Source organism: [Actinomadura] parvosata subsp. kistnae (genome assembly GCF_900323885.1).
Lineage (GTDB): Bacteria > Actinomycetota > Actinomycetes > Streptosporangiales > Streptosporangiaceae > Nonomuraea > Nonomuraea composti.
Genome location: NZ_OOHJ01000018.1, coordinates 1,024,025 through 1,047,548 on the forward strand (window position 1 = coordinate 1,024,025; position 23,524 = coordinate 1,047,548).

The following is a 23,524-nucleotide window of genomic DNA, read 5'->3' on the forward strand; positions in this document are numbered from 1 at the left end:
TCACGCGCCGATGAGGGCGGCCGGGTCGAGCCCGGCCACGCGGGCGGGGTCGGCGAGGATGTCGATCGAGACGATCCTGCCGTCCGCGATCGTGAACGCTCCGACGGCGACCGTCTTGCCGTCCACGACGTTGAGCGCCCCCGCGACGCCGTTGACCAGCACGGGGTGCGCGAACGGCGCCATCCGCCGGAACATGAGCGCCTGCTGCCCGACCGTGAGCGCGCCGCGCAGCTCGTTCCAGCCCCTGGCCACCGTGGGCCCCATGTCGGTGCGCAGCACGACGTCGGGGTGCAGCAGCGACACCAGCGTGTCGAAGTCGCCCTCGCGGGCGGCCGCCATGAACGCCTGCACCACCTCCCGCTGCCGCGACACGTCCGGGTCGGGCTCGGGCGCCGCGCCGCGCACGCGGCGGCGGGCGCGGCTGGCGAGCTGCCGGGTGGCGGCCGGCGTGCGGTCGATGATCGAGGCGATCTCCTCGAACGGCACCGCGAACATGTCGTGCAGCACGAACGCCAGCCGCTCTGTCGGCTCCAGGGTCTGCAGCACGACGAGCAGCGCCAGCCCCACAGAGTCCGCCAGCAGCGCCTCCTGCTCGGGATCGACGCCGTCCGCCGGGCTCACCACCGGGTCGGGCAGGCGCTCCTCCAGCGGGTCCTCGCGGCGGTGCTCGCGGGAGCGCAGCATGTTCAGGCAGATGCGGGCCACGACCGTGGTGAGCCAGCCGCCCATGTTCCGCACGTCGGCGGTGTCGGTGCGGTTGAGCCTGATCCACGCCTCCTGCACGGCGTCGTCGGCCTCGCTGAGCGAGCCGAGCATCCGGTACGCGACGGCTCTGAGCTGACCGCGTTGCGCCTCGAAGAGGCCGGTCAGATAGTCGTGGTCGTCCATGTGTCACATTCCTTCTCGGGCCCGCGTCATTGCTGTGACCCATGAAAGCGGGCCGGCGTGACATGGCCGGCCCCGGGCCCCCTCTCTGGAGTGGGCGATGGAGGCACGGATGGGCCGGCCGCCTCAGCCGGATGACAGGATGAGGCCGCTGGTCGGGACGCCCGTCCCGGCCGTCACCAGGACGTTCGTGACGTCGGGGAGCTGGTTGACCGCCGTGCCCCTGATCTGGCGGACGGCCTCCGCGATGCCGTTCATGCCGTGGATGTACGCCTCCCCGAGCTGCCCGCCGTGCGGGTTGACCGGGAGGCGGCCGTCCAGCTCGATGCCGCCGTCGGCGAGGAACCCGGGCGCCTCGCCCCGCCCGCAGAAGCCGAGCTCCTCCAGCTGGGTCAGGACGAACGGCGTGAAATGGTCGTACAGGATCGCCGTCTGGATGTCGGCGGGAGATAGGCCGGAGATCTCCCAGAGACGCCGGCCGACGACCGACATCTCCGGCAGGCCGGTCATGTCATCCCGGTAGTAGCTCGTCATCATCATCTGGCCGGCCCCCGCCCCCTGGGCCGCCGCCGTGATCACGGCCGGGGAGCGGCGCAGGTCGCGGGCCCGTTCGGTGGAGGTGACGACCAGCGCCACCGCCCCGTCGCTCTCCTGGCAGCAGTCGAGCAGGTGCAGCGGCTCCACGATCCACCGGGACGCCTGGTGCTCCTCCAGCGTGATCGGGCGGCCGTGGAACCAGGCGGCCGGGTTCGTGGCCGCGTGCCTGCGCATGGCCACCGCCACCCGCCCGAAATCCTCCGAGGTCGCGTTGTGGACGTGCATGTAGCGGCGCGCGAACATGGCCACCCACGCCGCCGGCGTCATCAGCCCGAACGGCACGTGCCAGCTCATCTCCAGCCCCTGCGAGCCCGGCTGCCCGGCCAGGCCCGCGTTCGGGCGGCCGAACCGGCGGCCCGAGCGCTCGTTGAACGCCCGGTAGCAGACCACCGTGCGGGCCGCGCCCGTGGCCACCGCCATGGCCGCGTGGGCGACGGTGCCGCAGGCCGCGCCGCCGCCGTACTCGACGCGGGAGAAGAACGTCAGCTCGCCGATGCCCGTCTCCCTCGCGACGGCGATCTCCTGGTTGGCGTCCTGGCTGTAGGTGACCAGGCCGTCCACGTCGGCCGGCGACAGGCCCGCGTCGTCCAGGGCCGCCAGCACCGCCTCGGCGGCGAGCCGCAGCTCCGAGCGTCCCGACTGCTTGCTGAACTCGGTGGCGCCGATGCCGGCGATGGCGGTCGTCGTCACTGCGTCTCCAAGGTGACCGTGCCCGTGGCGTGCTCGCCCAGGCTCACCCGGCCGCGCACCTCGACCGTCAGCCGCTCGCCCGCGCCCGCCACGACCGTGCCGCTGAACGTCAGGCGGTCGCCCGCGTACGCGGGCACGCCCAGCTTGACGTCGATGCTCCTGATCACGGCCCGGGGGCCCGCCCAGTCGGTCACGTAGCGCTCGACCAGGCCCATCGTGGTCAGGATGTTCAGGAAGATGTCCTTGGAGCCCTGGGCGCGGGCCAGCGCCGTGTCGTGGTGCACCGGCGTGTAGTCCATGGTCGCCAGGGCCGTGGAGACGACCATCGTGGGCGTCAGGTCGATCGACAGCTCCGGCAGCGCGGCCCCGATCATGGCCGCGTCCACATGGGCAGGACGAGCCGGTCGTCCATCCGGCGGTAGGTCACCCGCAACGGCATTCCGATCCTCACTTCCTCGACGGGGCAGTCCACGACGTTGCCCACGATCCGCACGCCCTCCGGCAGCTCCACCACCCCCACCACGAACGGCGTCTCCCGGCCCGGCACGGGCGGATGGTGGTGCACGACGTAGCTGAACAGCGTCCCCGTGCCGTCGGCCACCCGGTACGTACGCTCCGAGGAGCGGCAACGCGGGCACAGCGGGCCGGGCGGATGGCGCAGCTCGCCGCAGTCGGCGCACGCCTGGACGCGCAGCTCGCCCCGGTTCACGCCCTCCCAGAAGAACGCCGTGTCCTGGTTGACGGCGGGCTGGAGCGGATACGGCTCCATCGCCTTCGCCTTCGGCGGGCGGAACTTCAGTACCCGGAACATCATCTCGGCGACCGGCTCGTCGTCGTCGGTGTACCAGGTGATGTTCCACGTCGCGAAGTAGCCGACGCCCAGAGCCGTCCGCTTCGGCCCCGCCAGGCCCGCGAACCTCGTCGCCGGGGTCAGCCGCTCCCCTACCCGGACGTAACGGTGGTAGGTCTGCTCGCAGTTCGTCGCCACCACGCCCGTGTAGCCGCTGCCGTCGAGCGCGGCCATCATGTCGTCCACCGGCGAGCGGTCCTTCGCGCCGCGGCGCAGGCCCGGCATCGTCCACACCTGGGCCATGGCGGGCGGGGCCAGGCCCTCCTCCAGGTAGCGCGGGTTCTCGTCGCCCATGGCGGTCAGCCAGTGCCTGATCATCGGGACGTTCACGGGGTCGGCGGCCGGAGCGCCCCGCACCTCCCCGAGCGCCGCCTGCTTGCCCGCCAGCTCGTGCAGCTCCTCGTCAGTCATCGGTGCGGCCTCGGCAGGCTCGCGCTTGTCGGAGGCGGTCATCGCGGCGGCCTCGGGAGGCTCAGGCCGAGCATGGCGATCAGCTCGCGCTGCACCTCGTTCACCCCGCCGCCGAACGTCAGCACCACCGCGCCCTTCACCCCGTGGTCGAGGCGTTCGAGCAGCTCGGCCGTCTCCGGGTCCGACGGGTCGCCGTACCTGGCCAGCACGTCCCCGACGATCCGGCCGATCTCCTGCATGCGCTCCGAGCCGTAGATCTTCGTCGCGGACGCGTCCGGCGCGCCCAGCCAACCCAGGTCCATGTTGGCCGCCACCTGCCAGTTGAGCAGCTCGTTCGTCCGGAACGCCGCCCACACCTCCGCCAGCGCCCGCCGCACGTCCGGCTCGGCGTCCGCGCCGGTGCGGCGCGCCCAGGCGCGGAAGCGGTCGTACGTCTGGCCGAGGTTGCCCGCCGGGCCGAGCGTGACACGCTCGTGGTTGAGCTGGTTGACGATCAGGTCCCAGCCGCGGTCCACCTCGCCGACCACCATGTCCACCGGGACGCGCACGTCCGAGTAGTACGTCGCGTTGGTGTGGTGGCGGCCGTCCATGGTCACGATCGGCGTCCACGAGAAGCCCGGATCGTCCGTGGAGGCGATCATCATGGTGATGCCCTTGTGCTTCTTCGCGGTGGGGTTCGTGCGGGCGGCCAGCCAGATGTACTGCGCGTAGTGGGCGCCGCTGGTGAAGATCTTCTGGCCGTTGACGACGTAGTGGTCGCCGTCGAGCACCGCCGTCGTCCTCAGCGAGGCCAGGTCCGTGCCCGCCTCCGGCTCGCTGTAGCCGATCGCGAAATGGCACTCGCCCGCGAGGATGCGCGGCAGGAAGTGCTCCTTCTGCCGCTCCGTCCCGTACTGCATGAGCGTCGGCCCCACCGTCTGCACGGTGATGATCGGGTACGGCACGCCCGCGCGGGCGATCTCGTTGGCGAAGATCTGCTGCTCCAGGGGGCCGTAGCCGCTGCCGCCGTACTCCTTGGGCCAGCCGAGGCCCAGCTTGCCGTCCCGCCCGAGGCGGCGGCAGTGCGCCATGTACGCCTCGCCGAACGGATCCTCGGCGATCTTGGCGCGGTCCTCGGCGGTGAGGCAGCCCTGGAAGTACTCGCGCAACTCGTCACGGAGCCTGCGCTGCTCGGGGGTCAGGTCGATGAACATCAGACGAGCGCTCCGATCACGTCGAGCTGGGCGTCGGCGCCGCCGAGCAGCAAGGACAGGTGCCTGGCCTGGGCGAAGTAGCGATGCAGCGGGTAGGTGACGTCGAGGCCGAGGCCACCGTGCAGGTGCTGGCAGGTGTAGAGCGCCCTGAACGCCCCACTGACGTGGTACGCCGCCAGCGCCAGGTCCTCCTCCGCCGGCAACCCCTCGCCCAGCCGCCACACCGCCGACCACATGGCCACGTCCAGGGCCCTGGCGGCGATGTAGACGTCGGCGATCTGCATCGTCACCGCCTGGAACTCGGCCAGCGCCCGCCCGAACTGCCGGCGCTGCTTGATGTAGGCGGTCGTCAGCTCCAGCGCGCCCGCCAGCACGCCGCTCGCCTGCGCGGCCACGGCCGCCATGAAGATCCGCCGCGCGTCCGCCACCGCCTCCGGCCCCGCGACCCGCTCCGCCGGGGTGCCGTCCAGCACGACCGTGGCGGCCGGCTCGCCCGTGGAGGTGAACTCGGCCGCCGTCACCGGCTCCTCCATGAGGAACAGGCCGTTATCGGCGGTCACCAGCACCGCCCCTCCGGGATACGGCACCCCCACCTTCCGCCCGCTCACCCTCCACCCGGCTTCGCCTTCGGCCCCCGCGCCGGCACCTCGTGCCTCCGCCGCGACCGGCCCGGCACCCACCCCTCCGGCACTCGGCCCGGCGCCACCCTGCCCCGCAGCACTCGCCCCGGCCGCGCCCGCGTCACCCGACGCCGCGGCCCCGGGTTCAACCGTGACCTGGCGGGCGGTGGTCGTGGGCGGGTCGGCAAGGGCGCGGGCCGGCTCGCGCAGGGCGAGGGTGAGGCGGCCGGTGCGTTGCTGGTCGGGGGTGCCGTGGCGGGCCAGGAGGAGCGTCGAGGCCAGGGTCGGCAGCGCGGGCACCATGGCCGCCCGCGCGCCCACCTCGCGCAGCACGACGGCCATCTCCACCGGCCCGAGCCCGGCCCCGCCCGCCTCCTCGGGCACGCACACGCCCATCAGCCCGGCCTGCCACAGCCGCTCCTCGTCGCCGTCCTTGGCGAGGACGTCGGCGGCCAGCTTCTTCAGATCCTGCTGGGTTTCGTCCAGGTTGAAATCCACTACGTCTCCAAGAGGTGTTGCCTGCCGTGCCGTACGAACTCCTCCTCGATCCCCTTCACGTCCGCCTCGGTGAGCGGCCTGAACCCGTCGGGCCCGCGCACCCAGACCGGGTCGGGGGTGCGCCAGGCGTCCCGGGCGAGCCGCCGCTTGACGACCTTGTGCGAGGCCGTCTGCGGCAACTCCCGACAGACGCGGACGAAGCGGGGCATGGACTTGACGCCGAGATCCCGCCGCGAGGCCAGGAACGCGGCGAACGCACCCGGATCGAAGCCGGCGGCGCCGTTCATGACGAGGGCGGCCATGACCTGGTCACCGGCCGCCGGGTCGGGCACGGGATAGACCGCCGCCTCCACCACGCCGCCGAACTCCCGCAGCGCCGCCTCGATCGGCGCGACCGCCAGGTTCTCGCCGTCGACGCGCAGCCGCTCGGTGCCCCGGCCGGCGAAGAAGACGTAGCCGTCGGCGTCCATGTAGGCGAGGTCGCCGGACCAGAACGCCCCGTCCCTGACCCGCTCGGCGTCGGCGCCGGGGTCGTTGTAGTAGCCCTCGAACAGGCCGAGCCCGGCCGTGTTGACCAGCTCCCCGATGGCCTCGTCGGGGTTGAGCAGGCGGCCGTCCTCGATGCGGGCGGGCGGGCAGGGCCGGGTGGTGAACGGGTCGAGGATCCGCACGCCCTCGGGCAGGCGGCCGAGGCAGCCCGGCGGCCCGGCGGGGTCGGGGATGAGCGAGATCGCGGTCTCGGTGGAGCCGAAGGCGTCGATGACCAGGCAGCCGAACCGCTCCCCGAACCTCCTGACCGCCACCGCGCTCCCCTCGTTCCCGAAGGCGATTTTGAGCGGGTTGTCGGCGTCGTCGGGTTGCTCGGGGGTGGCGAGGACGTAGGAGAGCGCCTTGCCGACGTAGTGCAGGTACGTACAGCCGTATCGCCTGATGTCGGGCAGCACCCCGGAGGCCGAGAAGCGCCGCCGCAGCACCAGCGCCGCCCCGGACGCGACGGCGGGCGCGTAGGCGGCCATGAGCGCGCCGGAGTGGAACAGCGGCATCGAGCAGTAGACGGCGTCCTCGGGGGTGAGCAGCGCGGCCAGGCTCGTCCCGGGCACGGCGAGCTTCCGCTGCGTGATCCGCACGGCTCTGGGACGGCCGGAGGTCCCGGACGTGAAGATCAACATCACGAGGTCCCCCGCCGCCGCCTCCCCCGCACGAGAGGCTTCGGGCGCGGGACCGTCCGCCTTGGGCGCGGGACCGTCCGATTGCGGGGCGAGGGGCAGGGCCGGCACGTCCAGCGACTCCGACACCGCCCGCCCCGTCCCGACGTAGGGTTCGCCGGCCAGGACCAGGTCGACATCGGTCGCGCGGGCGTCGCGGATGAGCTCGTCCACCGACCGCGTCGGGTTCAGCGCCACGACCACGTGCCCGGCCAGCGCCGCGCCGCCGATCAGGCAGACCAGCTCGGGAACGTTCTCGCCGAGCACCCCGACGTGCGTCCCGGCTCCGCGCGCGGACAGCCGGGCTCCGGCGGCGAGGCAGTCCGCGACGTGCCGGCGCCACGACCACACCCTGCCCTCGAAGACGACCCCGGGCCGGTCGTCCTCGGCCCGGGCGAGCAGCAGGGAGGCGAGCGTGTCGGCGGTCATCGCTCCTCCAGCAGGCGCTAGGCAAGCTCGTCCAGCAAGCGCTAGGTAAGCCGAATCGCAAACTAGAACAGATTCTAATAGCTGTCCAGTATCCAGCCAGAGAGATAAACTCCGATATATCCGCGTAACGCCGGAGACATGGGCCAATACGCCTCGTTTGTGACCCGCGAGTAACAAGCCGCGTTATCGAGAAATCAGATAACGTGTTCTTATGCGTACCCCGCAGCCCGCAATCACCGCGCCCCCGAGCGAGACCGAGGCAGCCGTGGAGAGCCACCCCGCGCCGGGCGGGCACAGCGTCCGTACGCGCAGCCAGCACCAACGCCGCAAGCGCATCGTCCAGGCCGCCGCCGCGCTCGCCTCACGCGGCGGCGTCGAGGCCATGCAGATGCGCACGGTGGCCGAGCGCGCCGGCGTGGCGCTCGGCACCCTCTACCGCTACTTCCCCTCCAAGATGGACCTCGTCGTGGCCGTCGTCGGCGAGGAGATCGACCTGCTGGAAAGCAGCATCGAGCGCCGCCCGCCCGGGGCCGCAACCCCGGCCAGCCGCGCCGTCGACGTGCTCATGCGCGCCACGCGGGGGCTCATGCGCGAGCCGGAGCTGGCCGACGCGCTGATCAGGTCGCTGATCCTGGCCGAGGTCCAGACCCCGTTCGGCGACCGCATGACGGGCCTGCTGCTGCGCGTCTCCGCCGACGGGCTGACGCTGGAGGAGGCCACCGAGGAGCAGATCGACCTCGCGGGGTCGCTGTCCAGCGTGTGGGTGCAGGAGCTGCTGGAGATGCTGCGCGGGCGCCGCACGTACGACCAGATCCAGCGCCGCATCGAGACCGCCGCCGCCCGCCTGCTCGCCGACCTCCCCTCGTGAGCCGAACCCACCCCATCCCGTACGGCGAAGCCGCCCCCACCGCCACCCGCCGCACTTCGGCGCGGACCTTCCAGGAACACGCCCGCTGACCCCGTCAGTGGCGAGCCGCCGTTACGCCGCCCCAGTGGGCCGTCCGCGTGGCCGAGCAACGACCCGGCCACCGGGCGAAGACTCCTGGGCGAAGGACTCAGACGAAGGCGGTGACGCCCTCGTACCGTCCCTGGGAGGCCCGCCCCGCCGCCTCGTACTCGAGAAGCACCAGCCCGCTCGGCGTCGCCTCGTGCCGCACGAGGCGCAGCCCGGACGTGCCGCCCGCCCCCGACAGGAGGCGCCGGCCGGCCCGCAGCACGGTGGGCGCGATCACGAGGCGGAGCACGTCGACCAGGCCGGCGGCGAGGAGCGTGTCGCCGAGCCGGCCGCTGCCGTGGATCTGCAGCTCCCGCCCGGGGCGCGCCTTGAGCCCGGCGACCGCCTGGACCGGGTCGCCGCCGACGACGGTGGTGGGGTGCCAGGCGCCTTCGGTGAGGGTGTTCGAGACGACGTACTTGGGCAGCGCGTTCATCCGCCCGGCATACGGATCCGCCGGGTCGGTGATCTTGGGCCAGTCGCGGGCGAACGCCTCGTACGTGCGCCGTCCGAGCAGCAGCCCGTCGGCGAGGTCCAGCCAGCCGGAGGTGCGCCGGACGAACGTCTCGTCGAAGTGGGGCACGAGCCAGCCGCCGTGGGTGAAGCCGCCGCTGGTGTCCTCGTCGGGAGAGCCGGGCCCCTGGCTGACGCCGTCGAGCGTGACGAACTCGGTGAGCGTGAGCCTCATCGCGCGGCCAGGTCTTCGGCGACGGCGGCGAGCTGGGCGGTGACCAGGCCCCAGCCGTCGGCGAAGCCGAGCTTCTCGTGGTGGGCGCGGGATTCGGGGTCGCCGTGCTGGACGAGGACCCGATAGTCCGTGCCGTCGGGGTGGTCGGTCAGGGTGATCGTCGCGGTCATGGCGACGGGGGCCGGGGTGGCCGGGCGCCAGGTGCTGGTGAGCGCGTTGGTGAAGACGATGCGTTCGAGCTCGTCCACGACGAGGAAGCACGCGTCGAGGTGCGGGACGAACGCGCCGTCCGCGTCGCCCATCCGGGTGACGAACGCCCCTCCCGGCCTGGGGTCGAGCCGGTCCACCTGGCAGCGGGCGGGGGCCGGCAGCCACCACTGGGCGAGCTTGGCCGGATCGGTCCAGGCGTGCCAGACGGCGGCGCGCGGGGCGCGGATGATCCGCTGCAGGGTGAGGTCGAGATCGGGGTTCATGGATTGCCCTCCTCGGGGCCGGTGACGAACTGTTCGAGGCGGTCGGTGCGCTCCTCCCAGATCCGGCGCTGCTCCGCGAGCCAGCCGTCGATGAGGGCGAGGCGGTCGCGGTTGAGCACGCAGGTGCGCACCCGGCCGGACTTGGCCGTGCGGATGAGCCCGTTCGTCTCGAGCATCCGCACGTGTTTCATGAACGAGGGGAGCGTCATCGGGAACTCGCGGGCGAGGTCGCCGACGCTCACGGGCCCGCGGCCGAGGCGACGGACCACGGCGCGCCGTGTCGGGTCGGCCAGGGCGACGAACACGCCGTCCAGCTCCGCCGAATACTGTGCCATGCGGCTAAGTATGAGGGGATCGTAATGGTTAGCGCAAGGGCTAAGTGTTCGGCGTCTGTCGAAGCATTCCCCGTTCTGTCGGTGCCGGAGGCTATACAGGGGGTATGACCGACAAGCCGACGAACGAGGACTTCCTCCGGCTGGCTGATCCGATGCGGCGTGAGCTGCTGGCGCACTGCTACCGCATGATGGGTTCGGTGCACGAAGCCGAGGACCTCGTGCAGGAGACGTACCTACGCGCGTGGCGCGGCTATGAGAACTTCGAGGGGCGCTCCTCCCTGCGCACCTGGCTCTACCGCATCGCCACCACCACCTGCCTGACCGCGCTCGACAGCCGCTCCAGGCGCCCGCTCCCGACCGGCCTCGGCGCGCCGAGCCAGGAGGCCACCGCGCCCCTGGTGCAGGACAACGAGGTGCTGTGGCTGGAGCCGGTGCCCGACGCGCTGGCCGGCGTCGGCGGCGACGACGACCCCGCCTCGATCGTGACCTCCCGCGAGAGCATCCGGCTCGCGCTGATCGCGGCGCTGCAGCACCTGCCGCCCCGGCAGCGGGCGGTGCTGATCCTGCGCGACGTGCTCAAGTGGAAGGCCGCCGAGGTGGCCGAGGCCGTCGGCACCTCCACGGCGGCGGTCAACAGCATCCTGCAGCGGGCCAGGGCGCAGCTCAGCGAGGTCTCGCCGAGCCTCGACGACCCGGTGGAGCCGCTGACGCAGGAGCAGCGGGCCCTGCTCGACCGCTACGTGGCCGCGTTCGAGAACTACGACGTCGACAGCCTGGTCGACCTGTTCACGAAGGACGCGGTCTGGGAGATGCCGCCGTTCGTGGGCTGGTACCAAGGGCCGGAGACGATCGCCGAGCTCACCCGCACGCAGTGCCCGGCGGAGAAGGCGGGCGATCTCAAGCTGGTGCCCGTCGCGGCCAACGGCCAGCCGGCCTTCGCTCTCTACTACCGGCGCGACGACGTCTACGAGCAGTTCGCGATCGCGGTGCTGACGTTCTCGGGCGATCGCATCAGCCACGTCGGCATGTTCTTCGAGGAGTCGCTGTTCGCGACGTTCGGGCTGCCGTCGAAGTGGGAGGGTTCCGAAACAAAGTAGAACGCGTTACAGTCGCGCCAGAGCGTCGTTCTGGAGGCGGCCATGGGCACACCGGTCATCGTCGAAGCCGTCCGCACGCCCATCGGCAAGCGGGCGGGGTGGTTGTCGGAGCTCAAACCGCAACAGGTTCTGGCCGCGGCTCTGAACGGGCTCGTCGAGCGGTCGGGCCTCGATCCGGCCGCCGTGGAGCAGGTGTTCGCCGGCTGCGTGACACAGGCCGGCGAGCAGGGCGGCCACGTCGGCCGCTACTCGTGGCTGTATGCCGGGCTGCCCTACCAGGCCGGGGTCACCACCGTCGACGCCCAGTGCGGCTCCAGCCAGCAGGCGGTGCACCTCGCCGCGGCGATGATCGGCGCGGGCGTGATCGAGGTCGGCGTCGGGTGCGGGGTCGAGGTGATGAGCCGGGCGCCGCTGGGCAGCAACGTGCGTCCCGCCCGTCCCCGGCCGGACGACTGGAGCATCGACCTGCCCGACCAGTTCACCGCCGCCGAGCGCATCGCGCGGCGGCGCGGGCTCACCCGCGAGCGGCTCGACTGGTTCGGGGCGCGCTCGCAGCAGCGGGCCGGCAAGGCGTGGGCGGACGGGCGCTTCGAACGGGAGATCGTGCCCGTCGGCGACGTCCGCAGGGACCAGGGCCTGCGCGAGACCACCGTGGAAAAGCTGGCCGGGCTGAAACCGGTGGTCGAAGGCGGCCTGCACACGGCCGGCACCTCCTCGCAGATCTCCGACGGGGCCGCGGCCGTGCTGGTGACGAGCGAGGCGGCGGCGCGGCGGCACGGCCTGCGCCCCAGAGCCCGGATCCTGGCGCAGGCGCTCGTGGGGGCGGAGCCGTACTACCACCTGGACGGGCCCGTGGAGGCGACGGCGCGCGTCCTGGACAGGGCCGGGATGACGATCGGCGACATCGACCGGTTCGAGGTGAACGAGGCGTTCGCGTCGGTGGTGCTGTCGTGGGCGAGCGTGCACGAGCCCGACCTCGACCGGGTGAACGTCAACGGCGGCGCCATCGCCCTCGGCCATCCCGTGGGGGCCACGGGGGCACGGCTGATCACGTCGGCGCTGCACGAGCTGGAACGGTCGGACTCGACGACGGCGCTGGTCACGATGTGCGCGGGCGGCGCCCTGGCCACGGCCACCATCCTCGAACGCATCAGCTGACCCGCTAGAGAGGGCCCCGCCGCCCCACGACCTCCACCGGCCGCCACAGAAGTCCCGACCCCGCCGACCCGCGACTTCCACCGGCTGCCACAGCAGCCCCGGCCTCCACCCGCTGAATCCAACCAGCCTCCACCGGCTGCCACAGAAGACCTGACCCCCGCTGACCCGCGAGTTTCACCGCCTGCCACCGAAGCGCCTTGGCCGATCACCCCACAAGCCACCATTTCCCGACAAATCAGCCGATCATGTATCTGGCCGCCGGCCCCGGCGCTCAGACCACGTACGCACTTTCTCAATCGGGGGACAGATGAAGTCCAGGCGCAGGCCGTACGCAGAGCAGCGCCCGCAAGACCTCGGCGGCGGCGTGTGCAGCGTGCCGGTGCCGATCCCGGGCAACCCGCTCGGCTACACGCTCGTCTACGCCATCGACTCCCCTCCCGGCCCGGTGCTGATCGACGCGGGATGGAACCATCCGGACGCGTGGGCGGCCCTGAGCGGCGGCCTGGCCACGCTCGGGCTCGACGTGAGCGCGGTGAGGGGGGTGGTGGTCACCCATTTCCATCCTGACCACGCGGGCCTGGCCGGGCAGGTCAGGCAGGCGTCCGGCGCCTGGATCGCCATGCACGAGAGTGACGCCGCGCTGGTCAGGCTCATGGCCGAGTACGCCGGCGCCGAGCACGACGCGTTCCAGGCCGACATGCTGAGACGGGCGGGAGCCGATCCGGGCGAGGCGCGGCAGGTCGCAGGCGAGCGCCCGGCCCCGCCCGCACTGCCGGACCGGGAGCTGCGCGACGGCGACCTCGTGGACCTGCCGGGCCGCAAGCTGCGTGCCGTGCACACCCCCGGGCACACGCCGGGGCACATCTGCCTGCACCTGGAGGACGCTGACCGGCTGTTCACCGGCGACCACGTCCTGCCCGACATCACCCCGCACATCGGGATCTACCCCTACGACCGGGACGACATCGACCCCTTGGGCGACTTCCTGGACTCCCTGGACCGGGTGAGCGAGCTCGGCCCCCTCGACGCCCTCCCCGCCCATGAGTGGATATTTCCTGATGTGGCCGCACGCGCCGCCCAGATCCGCCACCATCACGAGGAGAAGCTCGAACGGCTGCGCGCCCTCCTGGCCCAGCGGCCGCAACCGCTGACCATCTGGGAGGTCGCCGCGATGATGACGTGGAACAGGCCGTGGGACGAGCTGCCCCCGCCGCTGAGGGGCATGGCGGCCGGCGAGGCCGCCGCACACCTGCGCGCCCTGGAGGCCAAAGGTCACGTGCGGCGCCTGCCCGGTGTCGATGCCGTCCGCTTCCACGCTCTAGACTCCTAGACATCCGATGTCTAGGGAGAAGAGCGTGGCGGTCACCGATGCGGCCATCGACAAGATCAAGCAGATGATCCTCTCGGGGGAGCTGGCCCCCGGCGACCGGCTGCCGAAAGAGGCCGACCTGGCCGAACGGCTCGGCCTGTCACGCAACTCGCTGCGCGAGGCCGTCCGCGCGCTGTCGCTGATCAACGTGCTCGACGTGCGGCAGGGCGACGGCACGTACGTCACCAGCCTGGAGCCCGGGCTGCTGCTCGACACGATGTCGTTCGTGCTCGACCTGCACCGCGACGACACCGTCATCCAGTTCTTCGAGGTGCGCCGCATCCTCGAGCCGGCCGCCACGGCGATGGCGACCGAGCAGATGTCCGACGCCGACATCGCCGAGCTGCGGGTGATCCTGGAGTCGCTGCCCGCCCGGCCCACCGTGGAGGAGCTGGTGGCCAACGACCTCCAGTTCCACCACCGCATCGCGCAAGGGTCGGGCAACAGCGTGCTGTGCTCGTTCATCGAGAGCCTGTCAGGGCCGACCACCCGCGCCCGCATCTGGCGCGGCCTCACGCAGGAGGGCGCGATGGACAAGACGCGCGAGCAGCACACCGCCATCTACGAGGCGATCGCCGCCCGCCAGGCGGACGTGGCCCGCGCGTGGGCGACCGTGCACGTGGCGGGCGTCGAGTCGTGGCTGCGCCGGGCCCTGGAGATGGACTGATCTCGTCCGCACATCGGAGGACTCCACGACCGCCGATCAGGGAGAGCCCGACCGGGTAGTACCGGTCCTGTGTCCGACAAACTCTCGAAATACCGGAGCAAACGCGACCCGAACCGCACCCCAGAGCCCGTCCCCGACACCCCCTCGCCAGACGGCACCTCTGATGGCAGGGCCTTCGTCATCCAGGAGCACCACGCCCGCTCCCTCCACTGGGACCTGCGCCTGGAACGCGACGGCGTCCTCGTCTCCTGGGCCGTCCCCAAGGGCCTGCCCGCCGACCCCGACACCAACCATCTCGCCGTGCACACCGAGGACCACCCCATGGAGTACCTCACCTTCCACGGCGAGATCCCCAAGGGCGAGTACGGCGGCGGCACCATGACCGTCTGGGACACCGGCACGTACGAGACGGAGAAGTGGTCGGACCGCGAGGTCAAGGTCGTCCTGCGCGGCGAGCGGGCCTCCGGCCGGTTCGTGCTGTTCCGGACGCGCGGCAAGAACTGGATGATCCACCGCATGGGCGCGCCCGTCCGCGACCCGTTCCCACCCCTGACGCCCATGCTCCCCACCGACCGCACCCGCCCCCCGAAGGACGCCTCGGCCTACGCCTTCGAGTTCGCGTGGGGCGGGCGCCGCCTCCTCGTCCCCATCGACGGCGGCCGCACGGACGCGGCCCGCGACCACCCGTGGCTGCGCGGCCTGGCGGAGTCGTTCGGCAGCCGCACCGCCGTCCTGGACGGCGAAGTGGCCACGCTCGGCGGCGCGGAGCTCCTCGTCTTCTACGACCTCCTGTACGACGACGGCCACTCCCTCCTGACCGAGCCCTACACCACGCGAAGGGCCGCCCTGGAAGCCCTGAACCTGACCGGCCCCCACTGGCAGACCGCCCCATCCTGGCCCGGCGAGTCGGACGCGGTCCGCCGGGCAGCCCGCGAACAGCGCCTGCCCGGGGTGATCGCCAAGCGCCTGAACTCACCGTACGAACCGGGCCCGTCAAAGTCCTGGCTCTTCATCCCCTCCTGACGACCCCACCCCGACCAATCCGTCAGCAGGAGGGCGACCAACGCGTCAGCCCAAAGGCGGCCAACGCGTCAGCCACGTACGTCATGCTGCGGATATGGCCAGCACGCCCATGCGCGAGTTCCTGTCCCGGCACGCCGAACGAGCGGTGGTGGAAGCACTCGACGACACCAGAGTGGTCCTCGTCAACGGCGCCCGCCACTGCGGCAAGAACAGGCTGGTGGGCCGGATCGCGAAGGGCCGGGCGGCCGAATGGCGGGATCTTGACAGCACGGCCACGAGGCAGGCGGCCGTCGAGGACCCGGACGGCTTCGTGGCGTTCCCCGATCTCATGGTGATCGACGAGATCCAGCGGGTTCCCGAGCTATTGCTCGCGATCAAGTCGCAAGTGGACAACGACCCGAGGCCGGGCCGCTTCCTCCTCACCGGATCGTCCCGCCTGCTCGCCCTCAAGGACCTCCCCGACACGTTGCCAGGGCGGATGGAGACGATCGAGCTCTGGCCGTTCGCGCAGGGAGAGATCGACGGCACCGCCGATCGTTTCGTCGACGCCGTCTTCGCGGAAGGGCCCGCGTTGCGGCACAACTCCGAGGTGACCAGGACGGAGTACGCCGAGCGGCTCATCCGCGGCGGCTTCCCGGAAGCGGTGGCCCGCGACAACCCCCGGCGCAGAGGGCGCTTCTTCGACTCCTACCTCGGCGATCTCATCGCACGTGACGTGCGGCAGCTCTCGGAGATCGAGCGTGCCCCCCAGATGACGGCGCTCATCCGCCTCCTGGCCGCCCGATCCGGCCAGTTGCTCGTCGCGAACGCCCTGAGCGCCGAGCTCGGCGTGTCCGCGAGCACGGTGATCCGCTATCTCGCCCTGCTCGAAGAGGTCTTCCTCATCAAGCGGATCCCGGCCTGGTCCAGAAACCTGAGCAACCGCGCCGTGGGCACGCCGAAGGTGGCGTTCGTGGACTCCGGCGTGGCGGCGAACGTGCTCGGGACCGACGCGCGCGGCCTGGTGCGGCCCGGGGGCGCGTTCGGGCCGCTGCTCGAAGGGTTCGTGCTCATGGAGCTGGCCCGGCAGCTCACCTGGTCGGACGAGCTCGTCGATCTCTCCCATTACAGGACGAAGGACGGCGTCGAGGTGGACGCCGTGCTGGAGAACAGGCAAGGGCGCGTCGTGGGCATCGAGGTCAAGGCCGCCTCGACCGTACGGGGTGGGGATTTCAGGGGGCTGAGACACCTGGCCGACCGGCTCGGGGACGACTTCGTCGCGGGCGTGGTCCTCTACACCGGCACCCAGACCCTCCCCTTCGGGGATCGCATGCGGGCCATGCCGGTGAGCGCGCTCTGGGAGGCCGGGTAGGCCCGTCCGGCGACGGGCCCGCCGCAACCGCCTCCTCGCCGGGATCATCACCTCCCTGCCGCGAGCAACCCCTCTCCTTCCAGGTCCGCCCACAGCTCCTCGGGCACCGGGCGGGACCACAGGTCGGCGTTGCGGCGTACCTCCTCCGGGGTGCGGGCGCCCAGGACGATCGTGGTGATCGCCTCGTGCCGCAGCGGGAACGCCAGGGCCGCGTGCGGCAGGGTGACGTCGTGCCGTTCGCAGATTCCGGCGATCCGCCTGGCGCGCTCCAGCAGTCGCGGCGGCGCCGGCGCGTAGTCGTACGTGCCGGCCGGCTCGTGCGTGGCGAGGATGCCGCTGTTGAAGACCCCGGCGGCCAGCACCTTGACGCCCCGCTTCGCGCACTCGTCCAGCAGGGGCAGGCCCGACTGGTCGAGGAGGGTGTAGCGGCCGGCGAGCATGACGACGTCGATGTCGGTCTCCTGGACGAAGCGCAGCGGCACCTCCCACTGGTTCATGCCGACGCCGATGGCCCGCACCCGGCCGGCGGCGCGCAGCTCGGCCAGCGCCGGGTACGCCTCGCCGATGGCCTGGTCCGCGTGGTTGTCGGGGTCGTGGATGAGGGCGATGTCCACGGACGGGAGGCCGAGGCGTTCGAGGGATTCGTCCAGGGAGGCGCGGACGCCGGCGGCGGAGAAGTCCCACACCCGCTCCAGCTCCCCCGAGACGTCGAAGATGTCGTCGTCGTGGCCGGGGCCGGACGCCTTGGGGCGCAGCAGGCGGCCGACCTTCGTGGACAGCAGGTAGCCGGACCGGCCGGCGAGCGCGGCGCCGAGGCGGCGCTCGGACAGGCCGAGGCCGTAGTGGGGGGCAGTGTCGTACAGGCGCACCCCGCTGTCCCAGGCCGCGTCCACCGTGGCGCGGGCCTGCTCCTCGGCGACCTCGTCGTACAGGTTGCCGATGGGCGCGCCGCCGAACCCGTGGCGGGGCAGGTCCAGTGCCATCAGTCCTGTGCCTTTCCGCCCGCGATCCGGCTGATCATGAGGGCGATGAGGATGATCGAGCCGTAGATCACCGGCTGCCAGAAGCCGGAGACGCCGATGAGGGTGAGGATGTTCTGGACGAGGCCGATGACCAGCACGCCGGTGAGCGCGCCGAGGATCGTGCCCTTGCCGCCGTCCATGCTGACGCCGCCGATGACGGCCGCGGCGAACACCATGAAGATCCACCCGACGCCCTGGTTGTTGCCGATCGCCCCGAGGCGTCCGGTCTCCAGGATGCCGGCCAGCGCCGCGAGCGTGCCGCCCAGGATGAAGACGCCGTACAGGACGCGGTCCACCCGGATGCCGGCGGCGCGGGCGGCGTCGATGTTGCCGCCGATGGCGTACAGGGCGCGGCCGAGCCTGAGGTAGCCGAGGCCGAAGATGCCGGCGGCGAACAGCACGCCGGCGATCCAGATGGCGGCCGGCAGGCCGAGCCACATGGCGCTGCCCAGGTAGAGGATGGATTCGGGGAGCTGGAACAGCGTCTTGCCCTCGGTCGGCCCCTGGAGGAAGCCGTGCACGATGATCAGCATGGCCAGCGTGACGATGAACGCCGACAGCTGGAACCTGATGATCAGGAAGCCGTTGAACGCCCCGATCGCGGCCCCGATGAGCAGCGCCAGCGGGATCACCAGCGCGCCCGGCAGCCCGATGCCGAAGCCGCCGGCGGCGGCAGGGATCACCAGCATCACCGCGATGGCCGGCGCGGTGCCGACCGTGGACTCCAGCGACAGGTCGAACTTCCCGGCGATCAGGATCATCGACTCGGCCAGCACGAGCAGCGAGATCGCGGCCTGCTGCTGGAGCACGTTCGTGAGGTTGCCCGCGGTCAGGAAGGTCGGGTCGAGGAACGCGCCCACGATGAGCAGGAGCACGATCACCGGCACGAGCGTCAGGTCGCGGAACCTGGCCATCCTCAGCCGAGGGGCGGGTGCGGTCAAAGTCGTCACTCTTCCATGCCTTCCATCACGGCCACGAGCTCGTGGTCGGTCCAGCCACGTGGCACGTCCTTCACCACCCTGCCGTGGAACATCACCAGCACCCTGTCGCAGATGCGCAGGTCGTCGAGCTCGTCGGAGACCACCACGGCGCCCGCGCCGCGCTCGACCGCGTCCTCGACGGCGCCGAGCAGGGCCTGCTTGGCCTTGACGTCCACGCCGGCGGTCGGGTTGATCACGACCAGCACGGTCGGGTCGTCCACGAGGGCCCGCGCGAAGACGACCTTCTGCGCGTTCCCGCCGGACAGGTCGCCGACGGGCTGGTCGGGGCCTTCGGTCTTGATGTCCAGCGCCGCGATCATCCGCTCCGCGGTGGCGCGCCGCCTGGCCGGGGAGACCAGGCCGTAGCGGCCCAGCTTGCGGGCGATCGGGAACGTGGCGTTCTCCCCCACCGACAGCAGGGGGACGAACCCCTCGTGGTGCCGGTCCTCGGGCACGAACCCGAGCCCGGCCCGTATGGCGGCGGGCACGTCGCCGGGCCGGACGCGGGTGCCGTTCACCTCGACGGTGCCGGTGTCGGGTTTGCGCAGCCCGACCAGCGTCTCGGCGAGGCCGACCTTGCCACTGCTCGCGGACCCGGCCAGGCCGACGACTTCGCCCTCTTTGACGGAAATATCGATATCCGTGTAGCGGCCGGTGAGGCTGAGGCCCGCCCCTCGCAACACCACCCGCTCACCGGGAGTGTGCTCGCGCGCCTCGTACGCCGCCGTCGCCTCCCCCGTCATCGCGGCCACCAGCTCGTCGTGCGGCAGGTCGGCGACCCGCCGGGTCGTGACGTGCCGGGCGTCGCGGAAGACGGTGACGCTCTGGCAGATCTCGTAGACCTCGTCGAGGTGGTGGGAGATGTACATCATCGTGACGCCCTGCTCGCGCAGCGACCGCATGCGCGTGAACAGCCGCTCGATGGCCGGGCCGTCGAGGCGGGCGGTCGGCTCGTCGAGGATGATGAAGCGCGCCCCAAACGACAGCGCGCGGGCGATCTCCACGAGCTGCCGCTGCTCCACGCTGAGGTCGCCGGCCAGCGCCTGCGCGTCGACGTCCACCTCGTACGTGTCCAGCACCTCGCGCGCCCTGGCCCGCAGCTTGCGCCAGTTGATCCTGGCGTGCCCGTCGGACTGCCGGTTGAGGAACAGGTTCTCGGCGACGGTGAGCGCCGGGATGATCGTGGACTTCTGGTAGACGCAGGCCACCCGCTGCCGCCAGGCGTCACGGTCGGCCAGGGCGGGCGCGGCCTGCCCCGAGAACCGCACCTCGCCCTCGTCCGGCCGCTGCAGCCCGGTCAGGATCGACACGAGCGTCGACTTGCCCGCGCCGTTCCTGCCCACGAGCGCGTGCGTCTCACCCTCGGCGATCTCGATCTTCGCGCCGTTCAGCGCGGTGGTCGGGCCGAAGCGTTTGACCACGTTCCGGGCTTCGACGTGAATGTTCATCTACTTGACCTGGTTGCCCCAGAGGGCCTTGTCGTCCACGTTCTCCTTGGTCACCAGCGGCGCCGGGAGCTGGTCCTCCAGGCCGTTGGGGAGCTGGATGATCGTGCTGTCGTGGTCGGTCGGGCCAGGCTTGAACGTCTTGCCCTCCGCCGCGGCCTTGGCGTAGAAGAGGGCGTACTTGGCGTAAAGGTCGGCCGGCTGCGACACCGTCGCGTCGATGTCGCCCTTGCGGATCGCCTCGAACTCCTGCGGGATCCCGTCATTGGAGATCACGAAGATGTGCTTGGGGTCGTCCGGCGGCACCAGCAGGCCCTTCTGCTTGAGCACCTGCAGCGTCGGCGCCAGGTGCACGCCGCCCGCGTGCATGTAGATGCCCTTGATGTCGGGGTTCTGCTCCAGGCGGGTCTGCAGCATGGACGCCGCCTTGCTGCCCTCCCAGTCGGTCGGCTCGCTGAACACCGTGATGTCGGGGAACTTCGCCTTCATGCACTCCAGGAACGCCTCCGACCTGTCACGGCCGTTGATCGAGCTGAGCGCGCCCTGGAGCTGCACCACCTTGCCCTTGCCGCCGAGCTTCTCGCCGAGGAACTCGCACGCCTTCGTGCCGTACGCGCGGTTGTCCGCACGTACGACCATGTAGACCTTGCCCTTGTCCGGACGGGTGTCCACGGTGACGACCGGGATCTTCTTGTTCTCCAGCTGCTGGAGCGTGTTGGCGATGGCGCCAGTGTCCTGAGGGGCCATGACGATGACCTTCGCGCCCTGGCCGATCAGCGCCTGCACGTTGTTGACCAGCTTGGCCACGTCGTTCTGCGAGTTCGTGGCGGGCATGAGGTCCACCTTGAGCTCGCCGGCCATCTGCGGGACGTACTTGATGTAGGAGTTCCAGAAGTCGGAGTCGGCACGCGGATGGTCGATGCCGACCTTGCCGCCGCCGCTTCCTGCTCCCGTCGTGGTGCCTGAGCCACACGCGGTCACGACCGCCAAGAGGGCCGCTGCCGCGACCGCCCGTCCGAACTTCATTGGGGGGTACCTTCCTTAGGACCTGCAGATTATTAACACGCGGGTTTGATCTTGTTGGCGGCCTTGGTGTCTTCGGCGAGGACGCGTGCGTGCAGGACGCGCAGCAGCCCAGGCGGGGTGGGTGCGGGTGGGATGTGGGTGCCGTGCTGATCGAGGAGTAGGCCGATGCTTCGGGTGGTGCGGTAGGCGGTGGTCCGGCTGGTGCCGAACAGAACCGCCAGGGGTTCGATGGCAAGGCCCAGCCGCTGGTGCAGCACCGTGAGCAGGACCTGGTCGGTGAACGCCACAGTGGGCGGCCGGCCCGCTTTGATTCGCGGGCGTTGCTGATCGCGGGCTTGCAGGTTGATGGTCAGGCGGTCCAGTTCCGGGCGGGGCATGCCGGTCAGGGTGGGATCGGACAGGACCTGCGGGTCCCACCGTTCGGCCGGTTGGTCGTGACCGGTGGCGTCGGGGTCGGTGTCCAGGGTGGGGTGCAGGGTGTAGTTCCAGTCGCCGTGGAAGAGGTGCCGGGTCAGGGGCAGGGCGGCCAGCTCGGCGTCGCTGACGCGGGCGCCGAGCGGGTAGACGCCGGTGTCAAGTGCGGCCTGCACTTGCAATCCGGTGCTCGTGGTGGTGGCGGCGATGCTGTTGACCACCACTTCGTGGCTGGTCAGCGGTCTGCCGCGCCAGTTCATCGTGATGTGGGCGAACAGCCGGTGCTCCACCTTGTTCCATTTCGAGGTTCCGGGCGGCAGGTGGCAGACGGTGATGGTCAGGCCGGTCTCGGCGGCCAGAGCGGCCAGTTCGCTCTTCCAAGCGCGGGTGCGGTAGCCGTTCGCGCCGCCGGCATCGGCGGTGATCAGCAGCCGGGTGGCCTGCGGGTAAGCGGCGCTGCCCTGGGCATGCCACCAGCGGCGGATGGAGGCGACCGCGAACGCGGCGGTGTCGTGGTCGGTGCCGACGTTCACCCAGCCGGTGTTGGCCGCGATGTCGTAGATGCCGTACGGGATCGCCTTCCCGGATGCGGACTCGGCGAAGTCGTGGACGTTGACCAGCACCGGCTCACCGGCCGGCCGCCACTCCCGTCCGGCGTTCTTGAACGGCCCGAGCAGTTCCTTCTTCTTGGTGTCCACGCTGATCACCGGCTGTCCGGCATCGCGATACGCGCGGACCTGCTCATTGAGGTGGCGGAACTGCGCATCGCGATCCGGGTGCCGGCCGCCCTCCAGCGTCTTGGCGTTGCCCTGCAGGCTGAACCCCTCAGTGCGCAGGATGTCGGCGACGGTGTCGGCCGACACCCGGTGCCCCTGGCCGGTGAGCTCACCGGCCAGCTTGCGGGTGGACTTGGTGGTCCAGCGCAGCGGCGAGGTCGGATCCCCACGCTCATCCGGCTCCACCAGCGCCAGCAGCATGGCCCGTAACTGGGGGTCGATGTCGACCAGTCGCTTCCGTCCTCCGCCTGGCCGACGGACCCGTCCCAACGGCTCGGCGCCCGCCTCCAGCTCATCCACGCCCCGTGACACCGTGGCCTCGCGGACACTCGCCGCCTGGGCCACCGCCCGGATCCCGCCGTGCCCCAGTGCGCGCGCCTCGGCACCGAGCAGCAGCCGGCGTTGCCGCTCGTCCAGATGCGGCAAGATCACCTCAAGTTTCGCAGCCAGCATCTCTACGGTCTCCGCCGACACGCTCATACCAGACCATCGACCGCGAACCCGGAATGCTACGAGTTATTTCTCTGCAGGCCCTTAGTAGCGTGGCCCTCTTAGTTGGTGGGCCGGAGCCGTAGCCCCTGCATGCCGCCGTCCACCGCGAGCGCGGTGCCGGTGGTCGAGGCGGACTCGGGGCCGGCGAGGTAGGCGATCGCCGCGGCCACCTCCTCCGCGGTGACCAGGCGGCCCATCGGCTGCCTGGCGTTGAGCGCCGCCCGCTCCGCCTCCGGGTCGTCGGCCGCGGCCAGCAGCCTGCCCACCCACGGCGTGTCGGCGGTGCCCGGATTGACGCAGTTGACGCGAATGCCCTCGCGGATGTGGTCCGCCGCCATCGCCAGCGTCAGCGACAGCACCGCGCCCTTCGTGGCGCTGTAGAGCGCCCGCTGCGGCAGCCCCGCGGTGGCCGCGATCGAGCACGTGTTCACGATCGCCGCGTGCTCCGACCTCCTCAGATACGGCAGCGCCGCCCGCGCCACCCGGACCATGCCGAGCACGTTGACGTCGAACACCCGGTTCCACTCGCTGTCCGGGTTGTCCTCGATGGTGCCCTGCGCGCCGATGCCCGCGTTGTTCACCAGCACGTCGATGCCGCCCAGCCGCTCGGCCGCCTCGGCCACCGCCGCGCGTACCTGCGCGTCGTCGGTCACGTCGGCCTTGATGCCGATGAACGGCTCACCCGGCGGGTTGAGGTCGAGACAGGCCACCGTCATGCCGCGCCCGGCCAGCGCCCGCGCCGCCGCCAGCCCGATCCCGGACCCGCCGCCGGTCACCACCGCTTTCAGGTTCACGCCCCATCCCTCCAGACCTCGCCACCCGGGTACATGTGAGCG

At 71.4% G+C, this 23,524-nt stretch carries 23 protein-coding genes; 7 read left to right on the forward strand and 16 right to left on the reverse strand.

Going from position 1 to position 23,524, the window contains the following annotated elements:
* From sigJ to KIS93_RS24780, 7 genes are all read right to left on the reverse strand, one after another.
* Positions 1 to 888: an RNA polymerase sigma factor SigJ gene (sigJ, locus tag KIS93_RS24750; RefSeq protein WP_080045417.1), complete on the reverse strand. Its 888-nt coding sequence runs from the start codon at positions 886 to 888 to the stop codon at positions 1 to 3.
* A 123-nt stretch (positions 889 to 1,011) separates the two neighbouring features.
* Entirely contained in the window at positions 1,012 to 2,172 is a 1,161-nt protein-coding gene (locus tag KIS93_RS24755; RefSeq protein WP_080045416.1) for a lipid-transfer protein, read from the reverse strand.
* Positions 2,169 to 2,546 carry a MaoC family dehydratase gene (locus KIS93_RS24760; RefSeq protein WP_080047524.1) on the reverse strand — a complete coding sequence of 126 codons (378 nt, stop codon included), beginning with the start codon at positions 2,544 to 2,546 and terminating at the stop codon, positions 2,169 to 2,171. The genes KIS93_RS24755 and KIS93_RS24760 overlap by 4 nt, the downstream gene beginning before the upstream one ends.
* Positions 2,543 to 3,433, reverse strand: a complete 891-nt coding sequence (locus tag KIS93_RS24765) for a bifunctional MaoC family dehydratase N-terminal/OB-fold nucleic acid binding domain-containing protein (RefSeq protein ID WP_080047525.1) — start codon at positions 3,431 to 3,433, stop codon at positions 2,543 to 2,545. The genes KIS93_RS24760 and KIS93_RS24765 overlap by 4 nt, the downstream gene beginning before the upstream one ends.
* Before the next feature lie 38 nt (positions 3,434 to 3,471).
* Positions 3,472 to 4,626 (reverse strand): acyl-CoA dehydrogenase family protein, encoded by a 1,155-nt coding sequence (locus KIS93_RS24770; protein WP_080045415.1) that lies wholly within the window; start codon positions 4,624 to 4,626, stop codon positions 3,472 to 3,474.
* Complete coding sequence (locus KIS93_RS24775) at positions 4,626 to 5,744, reverse strand: acyl-CoA dehydrogenase family protein (protein ID WP_080045414.1); 1,119 nt, start codon at positions 5,742 to 5,744, stop codon at positions 4,626 to 4,628. The genes KIS93_RS24770 and KIS93_RS24775 overlap by 1 nt, the downstream gene beginning before the upstream one ends.
* Entirely contained in the window at positions 5,744 to 7,378 is a 1,635-nt protein-coding gene (locus KIS93_RS24780) for an AMP-binding protein (RefSeq protein ID WP_080045413.1), read from the reverse strand. Before KIS93_RS24780 ends, KIS93_RS24775 begins: the two co-directional genes overlap by 1 nt.
* 211 nt (positions 7,379 to 7,589) lie before the next feature.
* Between KIS93_RS24780 and KIS93_RS24785 the strand changes: the two genes are divergently transcribed.
* Entirely contained in the window at positions 7,590 to 8,246 is a 657-nt protein-coding gene (locus KIS93_RS24785; RefSeq protein WP_080045412.1) for a TetR family transcriptional regulator, read from the forward strand.
* 187 nt (positions 8,247 to 8,433) lie between these two features.
* Here the strand turns inward: KIS93_RS24785 and KIS93_RS24790 are convergent, their stop codons facing one another.
* From KIS93_RS24790 to KIS93_RS24800, 3 genes are read right to left on the reverse strand one after another with little or no spacing between them, the layout of a single operon-like run.
* Complete coding sequence (locus KIS93_RS24790; protein ID WP_080045411.1) at positions 8,434 to 9,060, reverse strand: dihydrofolate reductase family protein; 627 nt, start codon at positions 9,058 to 9,060, stop codon at positions 8,434 to 8,436.
* Positions 9,057 to 9,533 (reverse strand): SRPBCC domain-containing protein, encoded by a 477-nt coding sequence (locus tag KIS93_RS24795; RefSeq protein WP_080045410.1) that lies wholly within the window; start codon positions 9,531 to 9,533, stop codon positions 9,057 to 9,059. Before KIS93_RS24795 ends, KIS93_RS24790 begins: the two co-directional genes overlap by 4 nt.
* Complete coding sequence (locus tag KIS93_RS24800) at positions 9,530 to 9,868, reverse strand: ArsR/SmtB family transcription factor (protein WP_080045409.1); 339 nt, start codon at positions 9,866 to 9,868, stop codon at positions 9,530 to 9,532. The genes KIS93_RS24795 and KIS93_RS24800 overlap by 4 nt, the downstream gene beginning before the upstream one ends.
* Before the next feature lie 104 nt (positions 9,869 to 9,972).
* On the opposite strand from KIS93_RS24800, the gene KIS93_RS24805 reads away from it, so the two are divergent.
* The 6 genes from KIS93_RS24805 (at position 9,973) to KIS93_RS24830 (ending at position 16,533) form a co-directional block, all read left to right on the forward strand.
* The gene (locus KIS93_RS24805; protein WP_080045408.1) at positions 9,973 to 10,965 is read left to right on the forward strand and encodes a sigma-70 family RNA polymerase sigma factor; all 993 of its coding nucleotides are present in this window, start codon (positions 9,973 to 9,975) and stop codon (positions 10,963 to 10,965) included.
* 42 nt (positions 10,966 to 11,007) lie between these two features.
* Positions 11,008 to 12,123, forward strand: a complete 1,116-nt coding sequence (locus KIS93_RS24810; protein ID WP_080045407.1) for a steroid 3-ketoacyl-CoA thiolase — start codon at positions 11,008 to 11,010, stop codon at positions 12,121 to 12,123.
* 307 nt (positions 12,124 to 12,430) lie between these two features.
* Positions 12,431 to 13,453, forward strand: a complete 1,023-nt coding sequence (locus KIS93_RS24815; RefSeq protein WP_080045406.1) for an MBL fold metallo-hydrolase — start codon at positions 12,431 to 12,433, stop codon at positions 13,451 to 13,453.
* 25 nt (positions 13,454 to 13,478) lie between these two features.
* Positions 13,479 to 14,159, forward strand: coding sequence for a FadR/GntR family transcriptional regulator (locus KIS93_RS24820; protein WP_080045405.1), 681 nt, complete (start codon positions 13,479 to 13,481; stop codon positions 14,157 to 14,159).
* A 69-nt stretch (positions 14,160 to 14,228) separates the two neighbouring features.
* Complete coding sequence (locus tag KIS93_RS24825) at positions 14,229 to 15,182, forward strand: DNA polymerase ligase N-terminal domain-containing protein (protein ID WP_186404418.1); 954 nt, start codon at positions 14,229 to 14,231, stop codon at positions 15,180 to 15,182.
* A 94-nt stretch (positions 15,183 to 15,276) separates the two neighbouring features.
* Complete coding sequence (locus KIS93_RS24830; protein ID WP_222107620.1) at positions 15,277 to 16,533, forward strand: ATP-binding protein; 1,257 nt, start codon at positions 15,277 to 15,279, stop codon at positions 16,531 to 16,533.
* 47 nt (positions 16,534 to 16,580) lie between these two features.
* Here KIS93_RS24830 and KIS93_RS24835 read toward each other — a convergent pair whose 3' ends face one another.
* The 6 genes from KIS93_RS24835 to KIS93_RS24860 all read right to left on the reverse strand — a co-directional run bounded on the left by KIS93_RS24835 (position 16,581) and on the right by KIS93_RS24860 (position 23,482).
* Positions 16,581 to 17,516 carry an aldo/keto reductase gene (locus tag KIS93_RS24835; protein WP_080045404.1) on the reverse strand — a complete coding sequence of 312 codons (936 nt, stop codon included), beginning with the start codon at positions 17,514 to 17,516 and terminating at the stop codon, positions 16,581 to 16,583.
* Entirely contained in the window at positions 17,516 to 18,505 is a 990-nt protein-coding gene (locus KIS93_RS24840) for an ABC transporter permease (protein ID WP_230465814.1), read from the reverse strand. Before KIS93_RS24840 ends, KIS93_RS24835 begins: the two co-directional genes overlap by 1 nt.
* A complete protein-coding gene (locus tag KIS93_RS24845; RefSeq protein ID WP_080045402.1) occupies positions 18,502 to 19,983 on the reverse strand; it encodes a sugar ABC transporter ATP-binding protein in 1,482 nt (493 codons plus the stop codon). Before KIS93_RS24845 ends, KIS93_RS24840 begins: the two co-directional genes overlap by 4 nt.
* Positions 19,984 to 21,006 (reverse strand): sugar ABC transporter substrate-binding protein, encoded by a 1,023-nt coding sequence (locus KIS93_RS24850; RefSeq protein ID WP_080045401.1) that lies wholly within the window; start codon positions 21,004 to 21,006, stop codon positions 19,984 to 19,986. It lies immediately after the preceding gene.
* Between the two features lie 32 nt (positions 21,007 to 21,038).
* On the reverse strand, positions 21,039 to 22,676 hold the full coding sequence (locus KIS93_RS24855) for an ISAzo13 family transposase (RefSeq protein WP_080038912.1): 1,638 nt from the start codon (positions 22,674 to 22,676) through the stop codon (positions 21,039 to 21,041).
* 71 nt (positions 22,677 to 22,747) lie between these two features.
* Positions 22,748 to 23,482, reverse strand: a complete 735-nt coding sequence (locus KIS93_RS24860; RefSeq protein WP_230465813.1) for an SDR family NAD(P)-dependent oxidoreductase — start codon at positions 23,480 to 23,482, stop codon at positions 22,748 to 22,750.
* Positions 23,483 to 23,524: the final 42 nt, after the last annotated feature.